General features: G+C 65.7%; 15 protein-coding genes. 7 read left to right on the forward strand and 8 right to left on the reverse strand.

Features of this window, described 5'->3' with window-relative positions; genetic code table 11:
* Positions 1–28: 28 nt before the first annotated feature.
* The 3 genes from AC6JAC_RS05800 to AC6JAC_RS05810 all read right to left on the reverse strand — a co-directional run bounded on the left by AC6JAC_RS05800 (position 29) and on the right by AC6JAC_RS05810 (position 4,061).
* Positions 29–1,447, reverse strand: coding sequence for a hypothetical protein (locus AC6JAC_RS05800; protein ID WP_497963847.1), 1,419 nt, complete (start codon positions 1,445–1,447; stop codon positions 29–31).
* Positions 1,448–1,544: 97 nt separating this feature from the next.
* Positions 1,545–2,018, reverse strand: a complete 474-nt coding sequence (locus AC6JAC_RS05805; RefSeq protein WP_497963849.1) for a hypothetical protein — start codon at positions 2,016–2,018, stop codon at positions 1,545–1,547.
* Between the two features lie 162 nt (positions 2,019–2,180).
* Positions 2,181–4,061: an O-antigen ligase family protein gene (locus AC6JAC_RS05810; RefSeq protein ID WP_497963851.1), complete on the reverse strand. Its 1,881-nt coding sequence runs from the start codon at positions 4,059–4,061 to the stop codon at positions 2,181–2,183.
* 290 nt (positions 4,062–4,351) lie between these two features.
* Here AC6JAC_RS05810 and AC6JAC_RS05815 point away from each other — a divergent pair, with 290 nt between their 5' ends.
* Entirely contained in the window at positions 4,352–8,899 is a 4,548-nt protein-coding gene (locus AC6JAC_RS05815) for a carboxypeptidase regulatory-like domain-containing protein (RefSeq protein WP_497963853.1), read from the forward strand.
* Positions 8,900–8,997: 98 nt separating this feature from the next.
* Here AC6JAC_RS05815 and AC6JAC_RS05820 read toward each other — a convergent pair whose 3' ends face one another.
* Entirely contained in the window at positions 8,998–9,453 is a 456-nt protein-coding gene (locus AC6JAC_RS05820; protein ID WP_497963855.1) for a MarR family winged helix-turn-helix transcriptional regulator, read from the reverse strand.
* A 164-nt stretch (positions 9,454–9,617) separates the two neighbouring features.
* Here AC6JAC_RS05820 and AC6JAC_RS05825 point away from each other — a divergent pair, with 164 nt between their 5' ends.
* Positions 9,618–9,848: a zinc-ribbon domain-containing protein gene (locus tag AC6JAC_RS05825; RefSeq protein ID WP_028271543.1), complete on the forward strand. Its 231-nt coding sequence runs from the start codon at positions 9,618–9,620 to the stop codon at positions 9,846–9,848.
* A gap of 103 nt (positions 9,849–9,951) precedes the next feature.
* Here the strand turns inward: AC6JAC_RS05825 and AC6JAC_RS05830 are convergent, their stop codons facing one another.
* Entirely contained in the window at positions 9,952–10,209 is a 258-nt protein-coding gene (locus tag AC6JAC_RS05830; RefSeq protein ID WP_028271545.1) for a hypothetical protein, read from the reverse strand.
* A 254-nt stretch (positions 10,210–10,463) separates the two neighbouring features.
* Here AC6JAC_RS05830 and AC6JAC_RS05835 point away from each other — a divergent pair, with 254 nt between their 5' ends.
* Complete coding sequence (locus AC6JAC_RS05835) at positions 10,464–11,156, forward strand: TetR/AcrR family transcriptional regulator C-terminal domain-containing protein (protein WP_497963858.1); 693 nt, start codon at positions 10,464–10,466, stop codon at positions 11,154–11,156.
* 121 nt (positions 11,157–11,277) lie between these two features.
* Here AC6JAC_RS05835 and AC6JAC_RS05840 read toward each other — a convergent pair whose 3' ends face one another.
* The gene (locus AC6JAC_RS05840) at positions 11,278–12,012 is read right to left on the reverse strand and encodes a GAF and ANTAR domain-containing protein (protein ID WP_497963860.1); all 735 of its coding nucleotides are present in this window, start codon (positions 12,010–12,012) and stop codon (positions 11,278–11,280) included.
* A gap of 85 nt (positions 12,013–12,097) precedes the next feature.
* Between AC6JAC_RS05840 and AC6JAC_RS05845 the strand changes: the two genes are divergently transcribed.
* The 4 genes from AC6JAC_RS05845 (at position 12,098) to AC6JAC_RS05860 (ending at position 15,345) form a co-directional block, all read left to right on the forward strand.
* Positions 12,098–12,424: an ArsR/SmtB family transcription factor gene (locus AC6JAC_RS05845; protein WP_497963862.1), complete on the forward strand. Its 327-nt coding sequence runs from the start codon at positions 12,098–12,100 to the stop codon at positions 12,422–12,424.
* The gene (locus tag AC6JAC_RS05850; RefSeq protein ID WP_497963864.1) at positions 12,421–13,161 is read left to right on the forward strand and encodes a cation diffusion facilitator family transporter; all 741 of its coding nucleotides are present in this window, start codon (positions 12,421–12,423) and stop codon (positions 13,159–13,161) included. Before AC6JAC_RS05845 ends, AC6JAC_RS05850 begins: the two co-directional genes overlap by 4 nt.
* Positions 13,158–13,826 carry a DsbA family protein gene (locus AC6JAC_RS05855; protein ID WP_497963866.1) on the forward strand — a complete coding sequence of 223 codons (669 nt, stop codon included), beginning with the start codon at positions 13,158–13,160 and terminating at the stop codon, positions 13,824–13,826. The genes AC6JAC_RS05850 and AC6JAC_RS05855 overlap by 4 nt, the downstream gene beginning before the upstream one ends.
* 121 nt (positions 13,827–13,947) lie before the next feature.
* Positions 13,948–15,345 (forward strand): MinD/ParA family ATP-binding protein, encoded by a 1,398-nt coding sequence (locus tag AC6JAC_RS05860; protein WP_497963868.1) that lies wholly within the window; start codon positions 13,948–13,950, stop codon positions 15,343–15,345.
* A 24-nt stretch (positions 15,346–15,369) separates the two neighbouring features.
* Here AC6JAC_RS05860 and AC6JAC_RS05865 read toward each other — a convergent pair whose 3' ends face one another.
* Positions 15,370–16,125, reverse strand: coding sequence for an SDR family oxidoreductase (locus AC6JAC_RS05865; protein ID WP_497963870.1), 756 nt, complete (start codon positions 16,123–16,125; stop codon positions 15,370–15,372).
* Between the two features lie 16 nt (positions 16,126–16,141).
* Positions 16,142–16,882 carry a GAF and ANTAR domain-containing protein gene (locus AC6JAC_RS05870; protein WP_028271550.1) on the reverse strand — a complete coding sequence of 247 codons (741 nt, stop codon included), beginning with the start codon at positions 16,880–16,882 and terminating at the stop codon, positions 16,142–16,144.
* Between the last annotated feature and the right edge of the window lie 15 nt (positions 16,883–16,897).

A 16,897-nucleotide genomic window follows, 5' to 3' on the forward strand; every position in this document is an offset into this window, starting at 1 on the left:
GTGTGGCGGCAGCGGCGCTCTTCCGGTGCTAACCGCCGGAGGTGAACTCCGCACTGGTCACGGACCCGAGGCCCGGGCTGGTGGCGATCAGCGTGTGTACGCCGGCCGGGTTGATGGTCAGGTCGCTGAACGTGGCCACGCCGGCCACCGCGTTCTGCACCACGGTCCCGCCCAGGTTTCCCTGCTTCACCGTCTTGTCCATGGTCACGGAGGCTGTGCTTGTGGTCTGCGGGTTGTCGAACTGGTCCACCACCAGCACCGTCACCGGCGTAATCCTCTGCCCCTTCGCCGTGTTGGTGGGCTGCTGTCCGAAGACCAGCTTGGCGGCAGCTGCCGCCGTCACACTGACCTGCGCCGTGGCCTGTCCCAGGCCTGTTGCCGCTGCGGTCAGGACGGGTGATCCGGCCTTCGTGTCGCCATAGAAGAACGACGCCGACGCGGACCCTGCCGGGATGGTCACCTTCGTGAGGGGTGCTCCGCCGGCGGTTGCGGCGAAGACCTTGGTGCCTGCGGAGTTCGACGCGAGGGTGATCTCGGTGCTGCCGGCGGTTACGGGGTTCCCGAACGAGTCCTGGCGCTGCACGGTGAAGGGGCCCACCGTTGCCGTTGCCGACGCGGTGCCCGAGGCAGGGCCCGCGACAACCAGCCGGGTGGCGGCCGCTGCCGTGATGGTGAACGGGGCGCTGACGGCACCGGCAACTCCGGGGCTCGACGCCGTAAGCGTGTAGCCGGAGCCGGCCTTGTTGATGGACAGGCCGCTGAACGTTGCCACGCCCGTCATATCTGTGTCCGCGGTGACTGTGCCGGACAATGTGCCGCCGCCGGGGTTGTTGCCGATGGCTAGGGTGACGCGGGCCGACATCACGGGCAGAAGGTCAACGGTGCGGACGGCCACCTTGACGGAGGGCAGGGTTTGCCCGGCCGCAACATTCGCCGGCTGAACCGTGAACGATGCGCTCTGCATGCTCCACACCAGGACATTTCCGCTGGCCGAGCTCGCGGCGGTCCAGGAACGGTGGATCGCCGTGACCACGTATGAGTGGGTTCCTTCGGGAGCAGAGGAATCCGTGCAACTGGTGCCGGTGACAAGGACGGCCGGGCTGCTCCCGCAGGCGGGCATCGACGTCGCACCGGTAATGCGGGTGACGTAATAGCCGGCAGGTGCGGTGGGTCCGGCCGATGCGGTCCATGCGACCGGAACGCTTGAGGTGCTGTTCGCCGGGACCGTCACATTGGTGGGCGGCGCCAGGGTGGCGACGGCCGCCGTCGTACTTCCCGTTCCGGCTGCCGTCCAGTAAGCGGAAGCTGCCGTGGCGCCCATCAGGGCAACCAGAACCATGGCGATTCCGGCCGCTGCGCCGCGGCCCAGCAGGCGCTGAAACAGCACCAGCCCCCGCCGAAAGCCGCGGGGGCTTTCGGGGGAGCTGGTGTTGCGCCTGCCGGACATTCGCACCTTCTCGACATTGGCTCAGGGGGTGGGGCCACGTTCACCATTGGGGGATGAACGTGGCGGTATTTAGGAGGAGCGTAAAGGCACTACCTCTTCAGCTTGCTTCGAAGTACAGCGGCACCGTGACGTTCTGGCATGCGTTCTGGTTGGCATCCCTGTTGACCATCTGGATGGTGACCGTGCCGGTGACCGTTGTTCCGGCCGCGATCTGGCCCTTGATGATGTCCGGGGTGCCGACGGCAAAGTCGGCCGCGGAGCAACCCGGCACGGCAACCCAGGCGGAACCGTCCGAGTTGGCGACCTTGGCGGTGACGTTGGCCAGGTTCTGTGTACCGGTGTTTTCGTTCTTGACCGTGAAGTTGGCGGTCTGGGTGGGTCCGCCGGGCGTCAGGGCGCCGCCGGTGGCGGGGGTGCTGAGGACCTTGAAAGCTACGGTCTCGCCGGTGGAGGCCTGGCCGGTTCCGGTGCCCACCGCGGTCCAGTAGGCGAAGGCCGCGCCGCCGCCGATGGCCACCAGGGCAGCGGTGGTGATGATGATGCGCTTCTTGCGTCCAGCTACTTGGCTCATTTGAAGTTCCCCTTGAACTTGTGCGGCGTATCCGCAGACCTTCGAGGCCTGTCCGGCTCCGATAGAAAAAGTCTGGGGGAGCAGAATCAAGTAGCAGCTAAGGAAGGCTCAAGATTAACTCAACTTTATTTCTGTACCTTCTGTCACTTCTTTAACAGGTTTTTAGGGAGCTGCGAGCCGGTCAGCTTCCTGCTGCGCCTGGGCGGCATTGCCGTCCTGGCCAACGCGTTGGTACACCCGGGCCAGCACCTGCCACGGAACGGGCGACGACGGTGACTGCCCGGCGGCCGTCCGCAGATCCGCAATGCTCTGCTCCGGCTGGCCCAGCCCGAACCACGCGATGCCGCGCTGGACGTACAGCCCGGAGGTATAGGGAGCGCGGCTGATGAGGCCGTCCAGTTGCAGCTTGGCCTCCGGAATGTCCCCGCTGTTGAGATGGCCGATGGCCAGCGCCAGCCCGGCTTCCACGGAGTCCGGTGTTCTTGCCAGCGAGACTTTGGCCCACTCCACGGCGCGCGCGGCAGCTTCGGGGTCGCCCTCGGCGGCCGGCCCGGCAAAAGCCTGCGCGGCCAGCAGGGCGGTGTCGCTGTCCCATGGCCGCAGCGCCTGTGCCGCCTGGAACTGGCGCTGTGCCTCGGCAATGTTCCCGTTCCCGGCGGCGCTCACGCCGGCCGCCATCGGCCACTCTGCGGCAGCAGCCGGTACGGCAAATATCATGCCCCCGACGAGGGCGAGGGCTCCAGACGCTGTGGCTGTTGTTCGTGCGGCGGGAGTCTGGGGCCATCTGCGGAGTTTCGATTTTTCCGGCTTGCGCGTCTCGGGCCGGGGCGCTGGTGCGACGAGCGTTGACGCCAGGAGGCCTCCGCAGAGGAAGGCAGCCAGCGGCGTGGTGCCGGGAGACGTGAATCCTGTCAGGAGCCCGACGCCGTAACCCACGACGGCGGCCAGCGCACCGATGAGGGTGTTCCGGAGGGTCCCGTCGGCGGAGCGGATCCGGACGACGGCCGTCCGGAGGGTGGACACAGCGAGGAACAGGGCTAGGAGCAGCAGCGGAAGTCCTCCGGCGAGAAGTGCCTGGAGCAACCAGGAGTGCGGCGAATCCGGTGGAAAGTCACCGCCGGTCTGCACCGCCCATTGCTGGGTCTGAAAGCCCGGAAAAGCATCGACGAAGCCGCTTGGGCCCACGCCGAACCATGGTTTTTCCCACGCCATTTCCAGCGTTTGTTGCCACAGAAGCCACCGGCCGGTCACTGTGTCGCCGTAGAAGAGACGGTCCCGTGCACCGGGAATCAGGAACACGAGGAGCGCCAGCCCTGCGAGCGAGCCTCCCACGGCGGCCGTTCCCTTCCAGAATGGGCTCTTCGTGGTGCTCTGCTTGCTGGTGCGGCTGGCGGGGAAGACGCCAAGGGCGCAGACGATGGCCACTGCAACCAGACCAAGCAGCGCCGCGCGCGATCCGGAGAGGACCGCGATCAGTATTCCCGCGGCGCATCCTGTCCGCAACAGCCAGGATGACTTGCCCGGCTGCAGCGACGGAAGGGCCAGGGCGCCTGCGATCATCACGCCCACCAGGCCCTGATCGGACGCGTTTCCCAGCGTTGCGCCCGGTCTCAGATCAGCCGCGCCGCCCAAGGGCCGCAAACCCGCTGACTCCAGGACGCAGATCACGGCCAGGGGAAGTGACACCACAGCCAGGGCACGGTGAAGGACCTGCCACCTAGAGGTGCTGTCCGCGCCGCCCAGGACTTTCGCGCCGAGGACCAGCGTGGCGGCGTAGGCCGCGAGGACCACCGCGCCTTCGTAGCGCGGCCAGCGGCCAAGGAGTGCCGCGGCGGGGCTGGGGGAGAGCAACGCGGCTATCAACAGAACAACCGAGCCCGCGCCTAGGAGAACTAGGGTGGACCGCGGCAGTCGTCCGCCCGCAGCCTCCCGGTTGGACCGTCCGGCCAGCAGCCCTGCACCCAAGGCAATGAGCACAACCACCACCTTGGCCCAGGCAAATCGGAACAGGCCGCCGGGCAGGAATGCGAGCAAGGAACCCACAATGACACATATGGAAAGCGCCGGCGCCCATGTGAACGTCCGCGCGCCGACACTATTCTTCACTAATCTCCAAGTCAAAGACGGGCAACGCTCATCATTATTGCGCCTTCAGGATTGCCTTTTCGACGCGTGGAAAGGAAATGTTCTAGGTCAATCACATTTGTTACCTTCTTGAGGATAAATCGAATGGAAAATTGATTACGTGGCTATATAGTGCGATCACCTGTGACTAACAGGGTTCACTTGCGGGGGCAGTGTTCGTCGCATGATTTATTGGGGGAATCATCTTAATGCGCTCGCGCACGCACATTTTCAGGCGGATTACCGCCACTATTGCAGCCGTTCTGGCTGCAACATTGCTCATCGGCAACGTCCCGGCACTTGCCGTGGACACCAACACGGCCACCATCAGCGGCACCGTGACCGCGCCTGCCGGGGTGGACCTGACGTCCATGTATGTCAACGCGCAACCGACGGATCCGCAATCCTCTGGGTGGGGTTGGGCCTACGTAGCCTCCGACGGCAGCTACCGGTTGGAGGGTCTGGCAGCGGGATCTTACAAACTCGCATTTTCCGGAGACAACAGCGGGGCCGAAACGCAGTGGTACAACAACGCTGCGACCCAGGAAACCGCCACGGCAGTGACCGTGGCAGACGGTCAGAACCTGACCGGCATTAACGTCACGCTAGTCAAGGGCGCCAGCGTTAGCGGAAAGATCACCGTGCCTGCCGGCGTGGACATGACCAACATGCAGGTCTCGGCGACCGCTGCCGATACAGAGTACGGCCCGACCTGGTACAGGTCAGTGGCCGCAGACGGCACGTACCGGCTCGCCGGACTGGCCGCGGGTTCCTACAAGCTCAAGTTCTCCGGCTACAACAGCGGGGCGATTAGCCAGTGGTACAACAACGCCGGGACGTTCGCCGCAGCGGAAACCCTGGTCCTGGCAAAGGGCCAGGACCTCACCGGTGTCAATGCAACCCTGGTCAAGGGCTCCAGCATTAGCGGGAAAGTGACCGCGCCTGCCGGGACGAACATGGCTAACATGCGCGTATCCGCGTACACGGCGGATGAACAGTACAACGACTCTGGCAGCGTCCAGGTGGCCGAGGACGGAACTTACCTGCTGGCGGGGTTGGCCGCAGGTTCCTACAAGCTGAAATTCGACGGCTACCAGAGCGGGGCGCTCGCGCAGTGGTACAACAATGCGGCATCCTTTAGTACCGCGAACGCCATCAATGTCACAGCCGGGCAGGACCTGACGGGGATCAACGCCACCCTGGTCAAGGGTGCAACCATCAGCGGTAAGGTGACCGCCTCCGCCGGCGTAGATCTGGCGTCCGTGCAGATCAGCGTGACATCGGCAGATCCCCAGAGCAGCTTCTTCGGCTCATACTCGGGTGTGGCTGCCGATGGAACATACAGGGTTGTCGGCCTGCCCGCCGGGTCCTACAAAGTGGAGTTCGGCGGCTACAACAGCGGTGCGCTGCCTCAGTGGTACAACAATGCCGACTCGCTTGGTGCCGCCACCCCTGTGACCGTAACGGCGGGCCAGGACCTCACCGGCATTGACGCCACCCTGGTGAAGGGCGCGTCCATCAGCGGCAAGATCACCGTGCCCGCAGGGATGGATGCCAGCCGCACCTACGTCGGTGTCTACAACGCGGATTCCCAAATGGGGGGCACAGGTGCGCAGGTTGCGTCCGACGGCAGCTACAAAGTGGCCGGCCTGAAGGCAGGGTCCTACAAAGTCCAGTTCTCCGGCGGAAGCACCGGCGCTTTGTCCCAGTGGTACAACAACGCAACGACCTTCGCAGCCGCGAACGCCGTTGACGTGGCAGCTGAACAGGACGTAACCGGCATCAACGCCACCCTGGCGAAGGGTGCCACCATCAGCGGAACCGTCAGCGCCCCGGCCGGAGTGACACTGACCGGAGTCTTCGTCACGGCCTACACAGGCGACAATATTGCAAGCTACATCGGGAACTCCCAGGTCGGAGCCGACGGCAAGTACAAACTGACCGCGTTGCCTGCAGGGTCTTACAAACTGCAGTTCTCCGGGGGCACCAGCGGCGCCTTGTCCCAGTGGTACAACAACGCCGCCTCGATGGAGACCGCGTCGGCCGTGTCTGTCACCACGGGTCAGGATGTGGGCAATATCAACGCCACGCTGGTGAAGGGTGCATCCATCCGCGGAAAGATCACCCTGCCGGCCGGAGTTGATGCCGCCCAGCTTAGTGTCACGGCCAACAACGCTGCCTCTGAGAACGAATACGTGGCATCATCCCCTGTGGCCGCGGACGGAACCTACCGCCTCCTCGGGTTGCCGGCAGGGTCCTACAAGATTCAGTTCTCCGGCTATAACAGCGGAGCGCTTGGCCAGTGGTACGACAACGCGGCGACTTTCGCAACAGCCAAAGCCGTTGCTGTAACAGCAGGCCAGGACGTCGCAGATATCAACGCCACCCTGGCGAAGGGTGCCACAATCAGCGGAAAAATCACGACGCCCGCCGGCATCAGCGCCTCGAGTACAGGCGTGGTGGCCTACACCTCCGGGTCAGTCCTCACTCCCGTGGCGAACACCTGGGTAGGGGCCGACGGCTCATTCAAGCTGGTGGGCCTCGCCGCCGGATCCTACAAACTCCAGTTCACCGGCAACAGCAGCGGTGCCCTGACCCAGTGGTACAACAACGCGGCAACGCCGGACTCGGCCAATCCCGTGGCCGTCACGGCAGGCCAGGACGTCACCGGCATCACCGCTTCGCTGGCCAAGGGCGCCACGATCAGCGGCAAGATCACTACGCCTGCAGGGATCAACCTGAACAACGTCAGCGTCAACGCCGACAGTGCAGACGGTAAATCCATCTACATGGCAAATTCCTGGGTGGCCGCCGATGGCAGCTACCGCCTCATCGGGCTCCCTGCGGGATCCTACAAAGTGAGGTTCGCAGGCAACAGCAGCGGTGCCGTGGACCAGTGGTACAACAACGCAGCGACGGCGAGTACCGCCAACGCGCTGACGCTGACCGCGGCCCAGGATCTGACCGGCATCAACGCCACGCTGGTCAAGGGCGCCACAATCAGCGGCAAGGTGGCCGGTCTTTCTGCCGGGGAGCAGAACCCGGTGACCGTCCTTGACGGCACCGGCGCCCCGGTCAAGGAAGGCTACGCCGACAGTAGCGGTGCCTATAGCGTCACCGGCCTGGCGGCAGGAAGCTACAAGGTGGCCTTCAACCGGTCCAGTGGCTTCTCCCTGGCCGAGGCCCAGTTCTTCCAGAACAAGGCCGAGTCCGCCGGTGTGGGTGCGGCAAGCACCGTCGCAGTCACCGCAGGGCAGACCATCACAGGTAAGGACGGAAGCCTGGTCAAGGGAGGCAGCATCAGCGGCACCGTTACGGACAAGCTGAAGGCAACCCTGCCTAACGCGATGGTCCAGGCTTACACGGCGGACGGTTCGCTGGTCACCCGACTGGCGTTCACCGATGCCCAGGGCAAGTTCACCGTGACCGGCCTGACCACCGGCAAGTACCTGCTGGTTGTCACTCCGCCCGTTACCAGGGCCGATTTGGGCAAGCTGTACTCCGGCAGCGTCACCACGGAAACCGCAGCACTTCAGGTGAGTGCGACGGTTGGAACTGACAAGCCGGCGGGTGAATTGACCTATGCGCCGGCCACGCCGGCGCCGGTGACCGATCCGAAGGCAACTATCACGCTGGATCCGGCCAAGCCGGCGGAGGCAGCAGTCTCACTGAACAACACGGCGTCGACCGTTTCGGTTGACTATCACGTGATCGTCAACGGGGACCTGACGCGCCCGAAGGTGACGGTGGCAGCCGGACAGAAGTCCGACGTCGCGCTGACCGGGCTTGCCGCCAAGAGCACCGTCCAGGTGCGTATCTACGGTGACGGCAAGGGCACGGGAACCAGCCTGGCCTCGGCAACCACACCGGACGCCCCCGTGACGCCGGTGACTGATCCGAAGGCAACTATCACGCTGGATCCGGCCAAGCCGGCGGAGGCAGCAGTCTCACTGAACAACGCGGCGTCGACCGTTTCCGTTGACTACCACGTGATCGTCAACGGGGACCTGACCCGCCCGAAGGTGACGGTGGCAGCCGGACAGAAGTCCGACGTCGCGCTGACCGGGCTTGCCGCCAAGAGCACCATCCAGGTGCGGATCTACGGTGACGGCAAGGGCGCGGGAACCAGCCTGGCCTCGGCGACCACGCCGGACGCCCCGGTTGCTCCCGCCCCGTCCTTTGCGGACGTGTCAACGGGCAACCAGTTCTACAAGGAGATCACCTGGCTGGCGTCCAGCGGTATCAGTACCGGCTGGACTGCCGGGGACGGCACCAAGACCTTCGGTCCAGTGCTGCCCGTGAACAGGGATGCCATGGCCGCCTTCATGTACCGCTTCCGCGGCAAGCCGGCCTTCACACCGCCGGCGGTGACCCCGTTCAAGGACGTGTCAACGGGCAACCAGTTCTACAAGGAGATCACCTGGTTGGCATCCACCGGCATCACCACCGGCTGGACCGAACCCGACGGAACGAGGACGTACGGCCCCGTCCAGGCAGTGAACCGGGACGCCATGGCTGCGTTCATGTACCGCCTGGCAGGCAAGCCGGCCTTCACGCCTCCTGCGGTGTCCCCGTTCACGGACGTGGCCACGAACAACCAGTTCTACAAGGAGATCACCTGGTTGGCATCCACCGGCATCACCACCGGCTGGACGGACGGGGACGGGTCCAGGAGCTACGCTCCGGTCCAGGCAGTGAACCGGGACGCGATGGCAGCGTTCATGTTCCGGTACAACGCCAAGTTCGGAACTAGCTAGCGTTTCGAAAGAGCCGGCCGCGGGTGCAGTTCACGCACTCACGGCCGGCTCTTTCCACGTCAGGCTCAGTTGTCGCATCAGACTTCTTGCGCGTCAGGTTAGGCTTCGGCGCGGGACGGCGCGTGCTGGGCCTCGGTGAGGTGCGCGATGTGCTGTTCCAGATGCCGGCGCAGGTCCAGCTCCGCCTCAAGCTCGGGCCGGGGGAGTCCGCGCACCAGCTCCTCGGCAGTCCGCAGCACGGACCGGCCCCGGTTGGTCAGCCGGACGCTCCTGATCCTGCCGTCGCCCGCGGCGCGCTCCTTGGTCAGGAGCCCCAGGTCCTTCAGCCGGTCCAGGATCTTGCCCAGGCTCTGGGCCGTGATGCCAAGCTCATCGGCCAGGCAGTTCTGGGTGGCAGGGCCCAGCTCCTCCACGCAGTCCAGCGCGTCGAAAGACGACTTGGTGAGGCCCAGGCCAACGAGCCGACGGTTGATCCTTCGCTCGTCCAGGCGGGCCGCCGTCGACAAAAGGCGGTGGGTGGACCATCCTGCCGGTCTGTTCTGAGCCAAAGCCATGTGCGTGTTGCCTGCCTTCCGGGAGACCGCGGCTGGGGGCACGGTGGTGGGTCTGCGTCTAAAACCTCTACCCAATACTAAGCATGATTACTATTGGACAGTAAACACCCTGGCAATTCGGGTGTTTCGCCACCCCCGGGTCGAGAAAACCCAGAAAGGAAGCCATGCTTCTGCTTTTCGGCCTCAAGACCGTCCTGCGGGCCCTGCCCGGGCGGCATTCACTGTGCCGTTACTGCGGCCAATACGTGGAGCAGCACCTCGAGGAGCGGGCATCGAAGTTCACCGTCTTCTTCATCCCGATTTTCACCATGTCCCGCGCGTACCGCATCACCTGCTCCAACTGCGGGCAGCGTTCGTCGCTTTCAAAGCAGGGCATGAAGGCCCTGGCCCGGTGAGCAATGCCCCGGAAGACGCGAAAAAGGCCGGTTCCCGGGTCAGCCCCCAAGGCTGACCGCGAACCGGCCTCTCGTCGTCGTGCGTCTACTGTGCTTGGGCCCGTTAGACCAGAACCGGTCGGGTGGCCAGGATGTAATCCGCGGCAGCGGCTCCGGTCATACGCAGGCGGCTGTCCGAAGACCTGATCCTGCGGCTCTTCATCTCAGACCAGAATTCCCCGGCGGTTGCCGGGGCGAACTGATTGAGCATGCACCAGCTGGTGTAGAGCCCGTAGAGCTGGTCTTTCCTGAGCGATGCGTCGCCCTCCTGGTCCGGTGTGGTGGCTTCGCTGAGAAAACGGTCGATTTTTGAAACGCCCATGATTGGCTCTTTCCGTACTGTGCGTCAAGTGCCGCCATTCGGCTACAGCAGCTGAACCTCAGATACCTGCACAAGGCCTGAGGCGGTCCACGCCCTGAAATAGCGGCAGTGATGAGGAACATCCGGACGTTTTCAAAATGATCCGGCCGGATGCCTCTACACCGTAGACTCTAGGCGTAGACTACGGGTTAAGCAAGAGTGAACAGCCGGATGCGCCCGCTCCAACGGCCATCCCCGACGTAAGGACCCCCGCCATGCCAGCCCCGCAGGACGCAGATTCCAGAAGACGGCTGAACCGCGAGGTGGTCCTTCAAACCGCGCTCCAATTGGTGGACTCCGAAGGGCTTGAGGCGCTGAGCATGCGCCGGCTGGGTCAGGCCCTGGACCGGGACCCCATGGGCCTCTACCGCTACGCGGCCAACCGCGCGGACCTGCTGGACGGGATCACGGAACTGGTCCTCAACGAGCTGGCCATCTTCCCGACGGACCCCGACTGGCAGGCGCAGCTGCGCAGGATCGCCCACGACCTCCGGCTCCTGGCCCTGCGGCATCCCAACGTGGTGCCGCTGCTGGTGACGCGTCCGCTGTCCACGCCGCTGGGGCTCCGTCCGCTGGGGACGCTCCGGCCCCTCGAGCAGATCCTGGGTTTGCTGGTCGAGGCCGGCTTTGAGCCCAATGATGCCCTCCACGTTTACCGCGCCTACTACGGCTTCCTCTACGGCCACATCCTGAACGAACTTCAGGAATTCATCGTGGACCCGGAAGAAAACGTGGCACTGCTGAGGCTGGGCCTTCACCGGCTCCCGGCCAGGGACTTTCCCCACCTGCGCGAACTGGCCCCCGTACTGGCGGAGTACGACGGCGAGGCGGAGCTGGATGAAGGAATCAGCATCCTGCTCTCCGGCCTCGCCGAAAGGTTGACCGGCGGAGCCGCGCTGGCTCGCTGACTCTCTCAGCACGGGCGGGCCCCGCCCGCGCCGGCCCCGCTCGTGCCGGGCGGCCGGCAATCAGCTGCCGGGCCGACGTCGTGCGTTAATGCCGTACGTTAATGCTGCGGTGCGTTATCCGTTAGGGATCGAAGTGCGTCTTGACGTCGCCGCCGGTTAGATTGGCGAGCATCTCCTCGGCCACCACGCGAAGTTTCTGGTTGCGGTGGCTGGACACCTTGGTGAGGATGGCCATCGCCTCAGCCTGGCTGCAACGGTTCTGGCCCATGATCACACCGCACGCCAGATCGATGGACGTGCGGCTCTCCAGGGCGGCGGCGAGATCGTCCACCAACGACTGCGCGGTGCCCAGGCGGACCGCCAGCCGGACGGCGCCTCCGGCGAGGTCCGCAAAGTCTGTGGCCTCCTGGATGACGGCAGGGGTGAAGACACCTGATTCGAACGCGAAGAAGTTCAGCGCCGCTGCGGCATCGTCGCCGAGTTCCAGCGGAACGCCCAGGGTGGCCCGGCACCCCTCCGCCCGGAGCGCCTCCTGGTACGTGGGCCAGCGCGGGTCCGTGTCCATGTTGGCGAGCAGCACCGGTGCTTTTATCCGGAGCGCCTCGATGCACGGGCCGTCCCCGATGCGCTGCTCGATCTCATCCAGGAGGACCGCCTTGGGACTGCTCCCGGCCACGGTGAAGGTCCGGCGCCGCCGCTTCAGGGTGACACCGCATTCGACCTTGCGGGACGTTTCACGGCTCAGCGCTGAGGCGGCCATAACGGACAGGCGCCCCAGGAACTCGGCGACATTATCAGTGCCGATGATGAGGTCCTGAAGTTCCAGGACACGTTCGTGCTCGGGAGAGATGGCCATGCCTCAATCTTAAGCGCGCACCCCGTCCGGGCAACTGTGGTAGTAAACAATTGCATGAATACATCGGGGGCTGTACTTTGGTGACATGGAAACGCTCACCCCGGCACCCGTGCTGGCCCGGTTCGGCTATGCGGTCTCCGACCCTACCCGCGCCCGGATCCTCCTGGCTCTCTCCGACGCACCGTCCTATCCCTCCGACCTGGCGGACTCCCTCGGGGTCTCCCGGCAGAGCATGTCAAACCACCTCACGTGCCTGCGCGGCTGCGGCCTGGTGGTCGCCCTCCCGGACGGCCGGCGGAGCCGGTACGAACTGGCCGACGCCCGGCTGGGCCACGCCATCAAGGACCTGCTCGGCGTCGTCCTCTCCGTGGATCCGGCCTGCTGCGCCCCGGACGGGGAGTGCTTCGCATGACGGCGCCGGCGCACGCACCCAGCCTGGAGCGCCGTGCCGTGTTGAGCATGAGGATCCGGCTCTTCGCGGCCGCCACCATCACCTACAACCTCATCGAAGCAGTGGTGGCGCTGTGGGCCGGCGGTGTCGCGGACTCCTCAGCTCTGATCGGCTTCGGACTGGACTCGGTCATTGAGGTGACGTCCGCCTTGGCGTTGTCCTGGCAGTTTTCCGCCAAGGACCCGGAACGGCGGGAGCACCTGACCCTGCGGATCATCGCCATCTCCTTTTTCGCCCTCGCCGCGTTCGTCACGGTGGACGCCGTCCGCTCCCTCACCGGAGGGGGAGAAGCTCAACATTCCACTCCCGGGATTGTGATCGCGGCCCTGAGCCTGGCGGTCATGCCCGCCCTGTCCTGGGCGCAGCGCCGTGCCGGGCGGGAACTCGGCTCCAGGACAGCCGTGGCCGATTCCAAACAGACGCTGCTCTGCACCTACCTTTCCGCCGTCCTCCTAGTCGGCCTGGTCCTGAACAGCACGCTGGGCTGGTGGTGGGCCGATGCCGGGGCCGCCTTGGTCATCGCCGGTATTGCCGTTCGGGAAGGCATCAACGCCTGGCGGGGTGAAGCCTGCTGCGCCATCCCGCACACCGGCGACGGCGGTGCAGAAGTAGTCGATGACTGCTGCGCCGGGTGCGGACCGGACGCCAAGCCCGCGCCGGTGGACGTGACCCTGGGCACGAAGCCGGCCGAACGATGAGCGCGGTGGATGTCGCGAGAAAGGTCCGCATCGCAATCTGGGCCCTCCTCGCGGTTCTTCTCGGCGCCGGCGTGATCTGGTATGCCGTGCTCACCGCCAATAAACCCGCACCCGCCGCCCCTTTGGCCGCCGCCGACGCGCAGCTTGTCAGGGAAGACAGCCACCGAGTCACGAACCCGGCTTCAGAAAAGGCACAGCTGGTGGAGTTCCTGGACTTCGAATGTGAATCCTGCCGCGCCGCTGAGCCGCTCGTGGAGGAACTGAAGAAGGAATACGGGGACCGGATCACGTTTATCCACCGCTACTTTCCCCTGCCCGGGCACCTGAACTCCGTCAATGCAGCCCTAGCAGTGGAAGCCGCCGCCCAGCAGGGCAAGTACGAACAAATGGGTTCCAAACTCTTCGAGACCCAGCCGCAATGGGGCGAAAAACAGGACTCCCAGGCCGCCCTGTTCCGCACCTACGCCCAGCAACTCGGACTTGACATGGACCAATACGACTCCGCCGTAGCTGCCGACGTAACCAAGGAGCGGATCCGCCAAGATGTGGCCGACGGGAAGGCCTTGGGCGTCACCGGCACGCCCACCTTCTTCCTCGACGGCGAGAAGCTCACCCTCAACACCGAAGCCCAGTTCCGGCGGCTGCTCGACGACTCTGTGCGTTAGAGGCGCCAGCCTGCGGTGGCTGCATATGGGGGACTTTTGGCCTATTGCGCCTAGAATTGCTCCTTGACCGAAGACGTAAAGAGCCGTTGCACGCTTTGCCGAATGTCCTGGGGGGACGAACATGCCCGAATCGGCCGATAAGAACGCACGCGCCACTGCAAAAAATGCAGGGCAGCCCCAGACGCGCCGCCGCCGCGACCTCCGTCGCCCGGCTGGTGCCTCTCCGGATGCCCGGACAGGAACCATGCCCGCCGCTGCCACACCGAACAACAGCCGCACCGCACCCACCCGGCGGAGTTCCTGGGCCGAAGCGGCAGCCGTCGCGGACGCGCAGGCAGAAACCGAAGCCCAGGCGGAAGCCGAGGCCGGCTCCGAAGTTGGTGCCCCGGCCGCGGTTCAGTCCGGGGTCCAGGACCCAGTGCCGTCCCCGGTTCCGGCGACTCCCGCCCGGCCCGCTGCACAGCCGACCGCGGCACAGCCGGCCACTCCGCCCGCCACCTCACGCAGGGGTGCCGTGCCCGCGGAACCCAGCACACCGCCGTCGGACACTACCCGCCAGGCTGCCAAACTGGCGGCGGCGGACGCACCCGTCTCCGACTTCATCACCTCACCCGGCTCCTTTGTCCGCGAACAGAAACCGCGCCCCAAAGGCGGCTTCCGCGGCGCCCTGTTCGCCCTGACCGGCGGGGCCATCAACCTGGGCCCTGGCCCCCGCCAGCGTGAAGAGGACGAACTGGGCCGGCGCATCTCGCGCCAGCTGCAGGGCAGCTACAACACGGCGGTGCTCAGCCTCAAGGGCGGCATCGGCAAGACCTCCACCACCGTGGGCGTGGGCCTGACCCTCGCCGAATTCCGCGGCGACGCGCCCTGCGCCATCGACGCCAACCCGGACTCGGGCGACCTCGTGGAGCGCGCACTGGGCGAAGGCATCTACCAGCAGTCCAGCCCGCGCACCATCACGGACCTGCTCAAGAACATCGACTCCGTGGACTCCCTCACCGCGCTGGCCCGCTACATGCACCACGCCGGCCGCCTGCACCTGATCGCGGGGGAGCAGGACCCGGAAGTGTCCGACTCGCTCACGGCCGCGGAATACCTCCGGATCCGCAAGCTCATTTCCGGCTACTACTCCGTGGCACTGACCGACTGCGGCACCGGAGTGACGCACAACGCCATGAGCGGGATCCTGCAGTCCGCGGACAACCTGGTGATCGCCGCCGGTTACGCGGTGAGCGGCGCCAAGCGTGCCCGCAGCACCCTGCAGTGGCTCGCCAGCCACGGCTACGAGGACCTGGCCCGCAACGCGATCGTGGTGATCACGGACAAGGACGAGGTCTCCTCCCGCGTGGACAAGGACGCCATCGAGGAACACCTCGCCGGCATCTGCCGGCAGTTGATCGCCGTACCGCACGACCGCGGAGTGGCCGACGGCGACCTGGTCACCCTGGACGTGCTGAAGCCGGAAACCCGGCGCGCGTACAAGGAGATCGCTGCCGCGATTGTGGACGGGTACGTGTAGGTTTCACGGCGTGGGCCGCGTCTGCTACTCGGGGGCGGACGGTTGGGTGTCCAGCCACTCCCGGAACGTCTGGCGTCCGACGGCGGCGCCCGGCTTCGGGATCAGGTCGCCGTTGCGCATGGCTTTGCCCATGGAGCCGGGGACAAAGATCTTCACCGCCCGCTTCCGCCTGCCGGTCCTCTTCAGGTAGGCGCGGACCAGGGCGGCGAGTTCCTCATGGCGCGGACCGCCCAGGTCCGCCACCCGGCCCTGTGGCCCGGCTTCCGCGGCATCCACCAGTGCCTCGGCCACTTCACGCGCCGCCACGGGCTGGGTCCGCATCTGCGGAACGAGCACCAGCGGGCCCAGTGAAGCCACGCTGACGGTCAACGGCACAAACTCGTGGAACTGCGTGGACCGCAACAGGGTCCACGGCACATCCCCGTGCCGGACGGTGTCCTCCTGCACCAGCTTTCCCGCGTACAGCCCCGACGTCGCCCTGTCGATGCCCACAATCGAGAGGGCAACATGGTGCCGCGCGCCGGCCTTCTTCTCGGCAGCCAGCAGATTCTGCGTGCTGTTGGTGAAGTAGTCCACGGCCTTCTTGGTGGACACCGCCCGGGGGCCGGACACGTCGATGACCGTCTCCACGCCGCGGAGTGCCTCGTCCAGGCCGCGGCCGGTGACCAGGTCCACGCCGTTGGCGCGGCTCAGGCTCACCACCTGGTGCCCCCGGGCCCTGGCAATGCTGACCACATGGCGGCCCACAGTTCCGGTTCCCCCGGCAACGGCGATGTTCATATCGTGCCTCCTTCGCTCACCTCCGGCGGGTGAGGATTTCCCCGCTGCTGGTGAGGTGGTCTGCGACGTCCCTGAGCTTGATGTTCGATTCGGAGCTCGCCTTGGTCAGGACCAGGAAGGCCTGCTGGGGAGTGATCTTGAACCTTTCCATCAGGATCCCTTTTGCCTGGCCTATCAGGTCCCTGGTGTCCAGTGCCTGGGTCAGCTGCTCGATTTCCTTGGCATCGGAGAACGCGATGGCGGCATGGGCGGCCACGAGGAGGGCGATCTGTTCCGATTCCTCGTCGAAGACGTTCACCTCATCGCCGTAGAGGTTCAGGGCACCCAGTTTGTCCCCCTCCACGAAGAGCTGGATGGAGAGCATGCTGCGGGCGCCGATGTCATAGGCCGCTTGGGCAAAGTCCGGCCACCGCATGTCCTTGCTCAGGTCGGGCACCCGGACCACCCGCTGGTCATACGCGGCGTCGAGGCAGGGACCCTGGCCACTTTCGCTTTGCAGCGCGTCCACCCTGAGGGGAAGTTCACCCGACGCGGCCCGGGACTGGATCTCGCGGCGGCCGATCACCAGGCTGACGGAGGCCTCGGTGACGTGCGGGATCAGTTCCCGGGCGGCGTGGACGATGATGGCCAGGATCGCTTCGGTGTCCTGCTCCTGTTGCAGCTCGCGGGCAAGCTCACTAAGCCGGCCGGCCAGTCCGCCGCCGAGGTCAGCTGGCTGGTCAACCGGTTCACGCGTGTTGGCGGACTTCGATGTCATGTCTCGTCCTTGAGT

The sequence above is a fragment of the Arthrobacter sp. KUASC02 genome, from assembly GCF_059739395.1.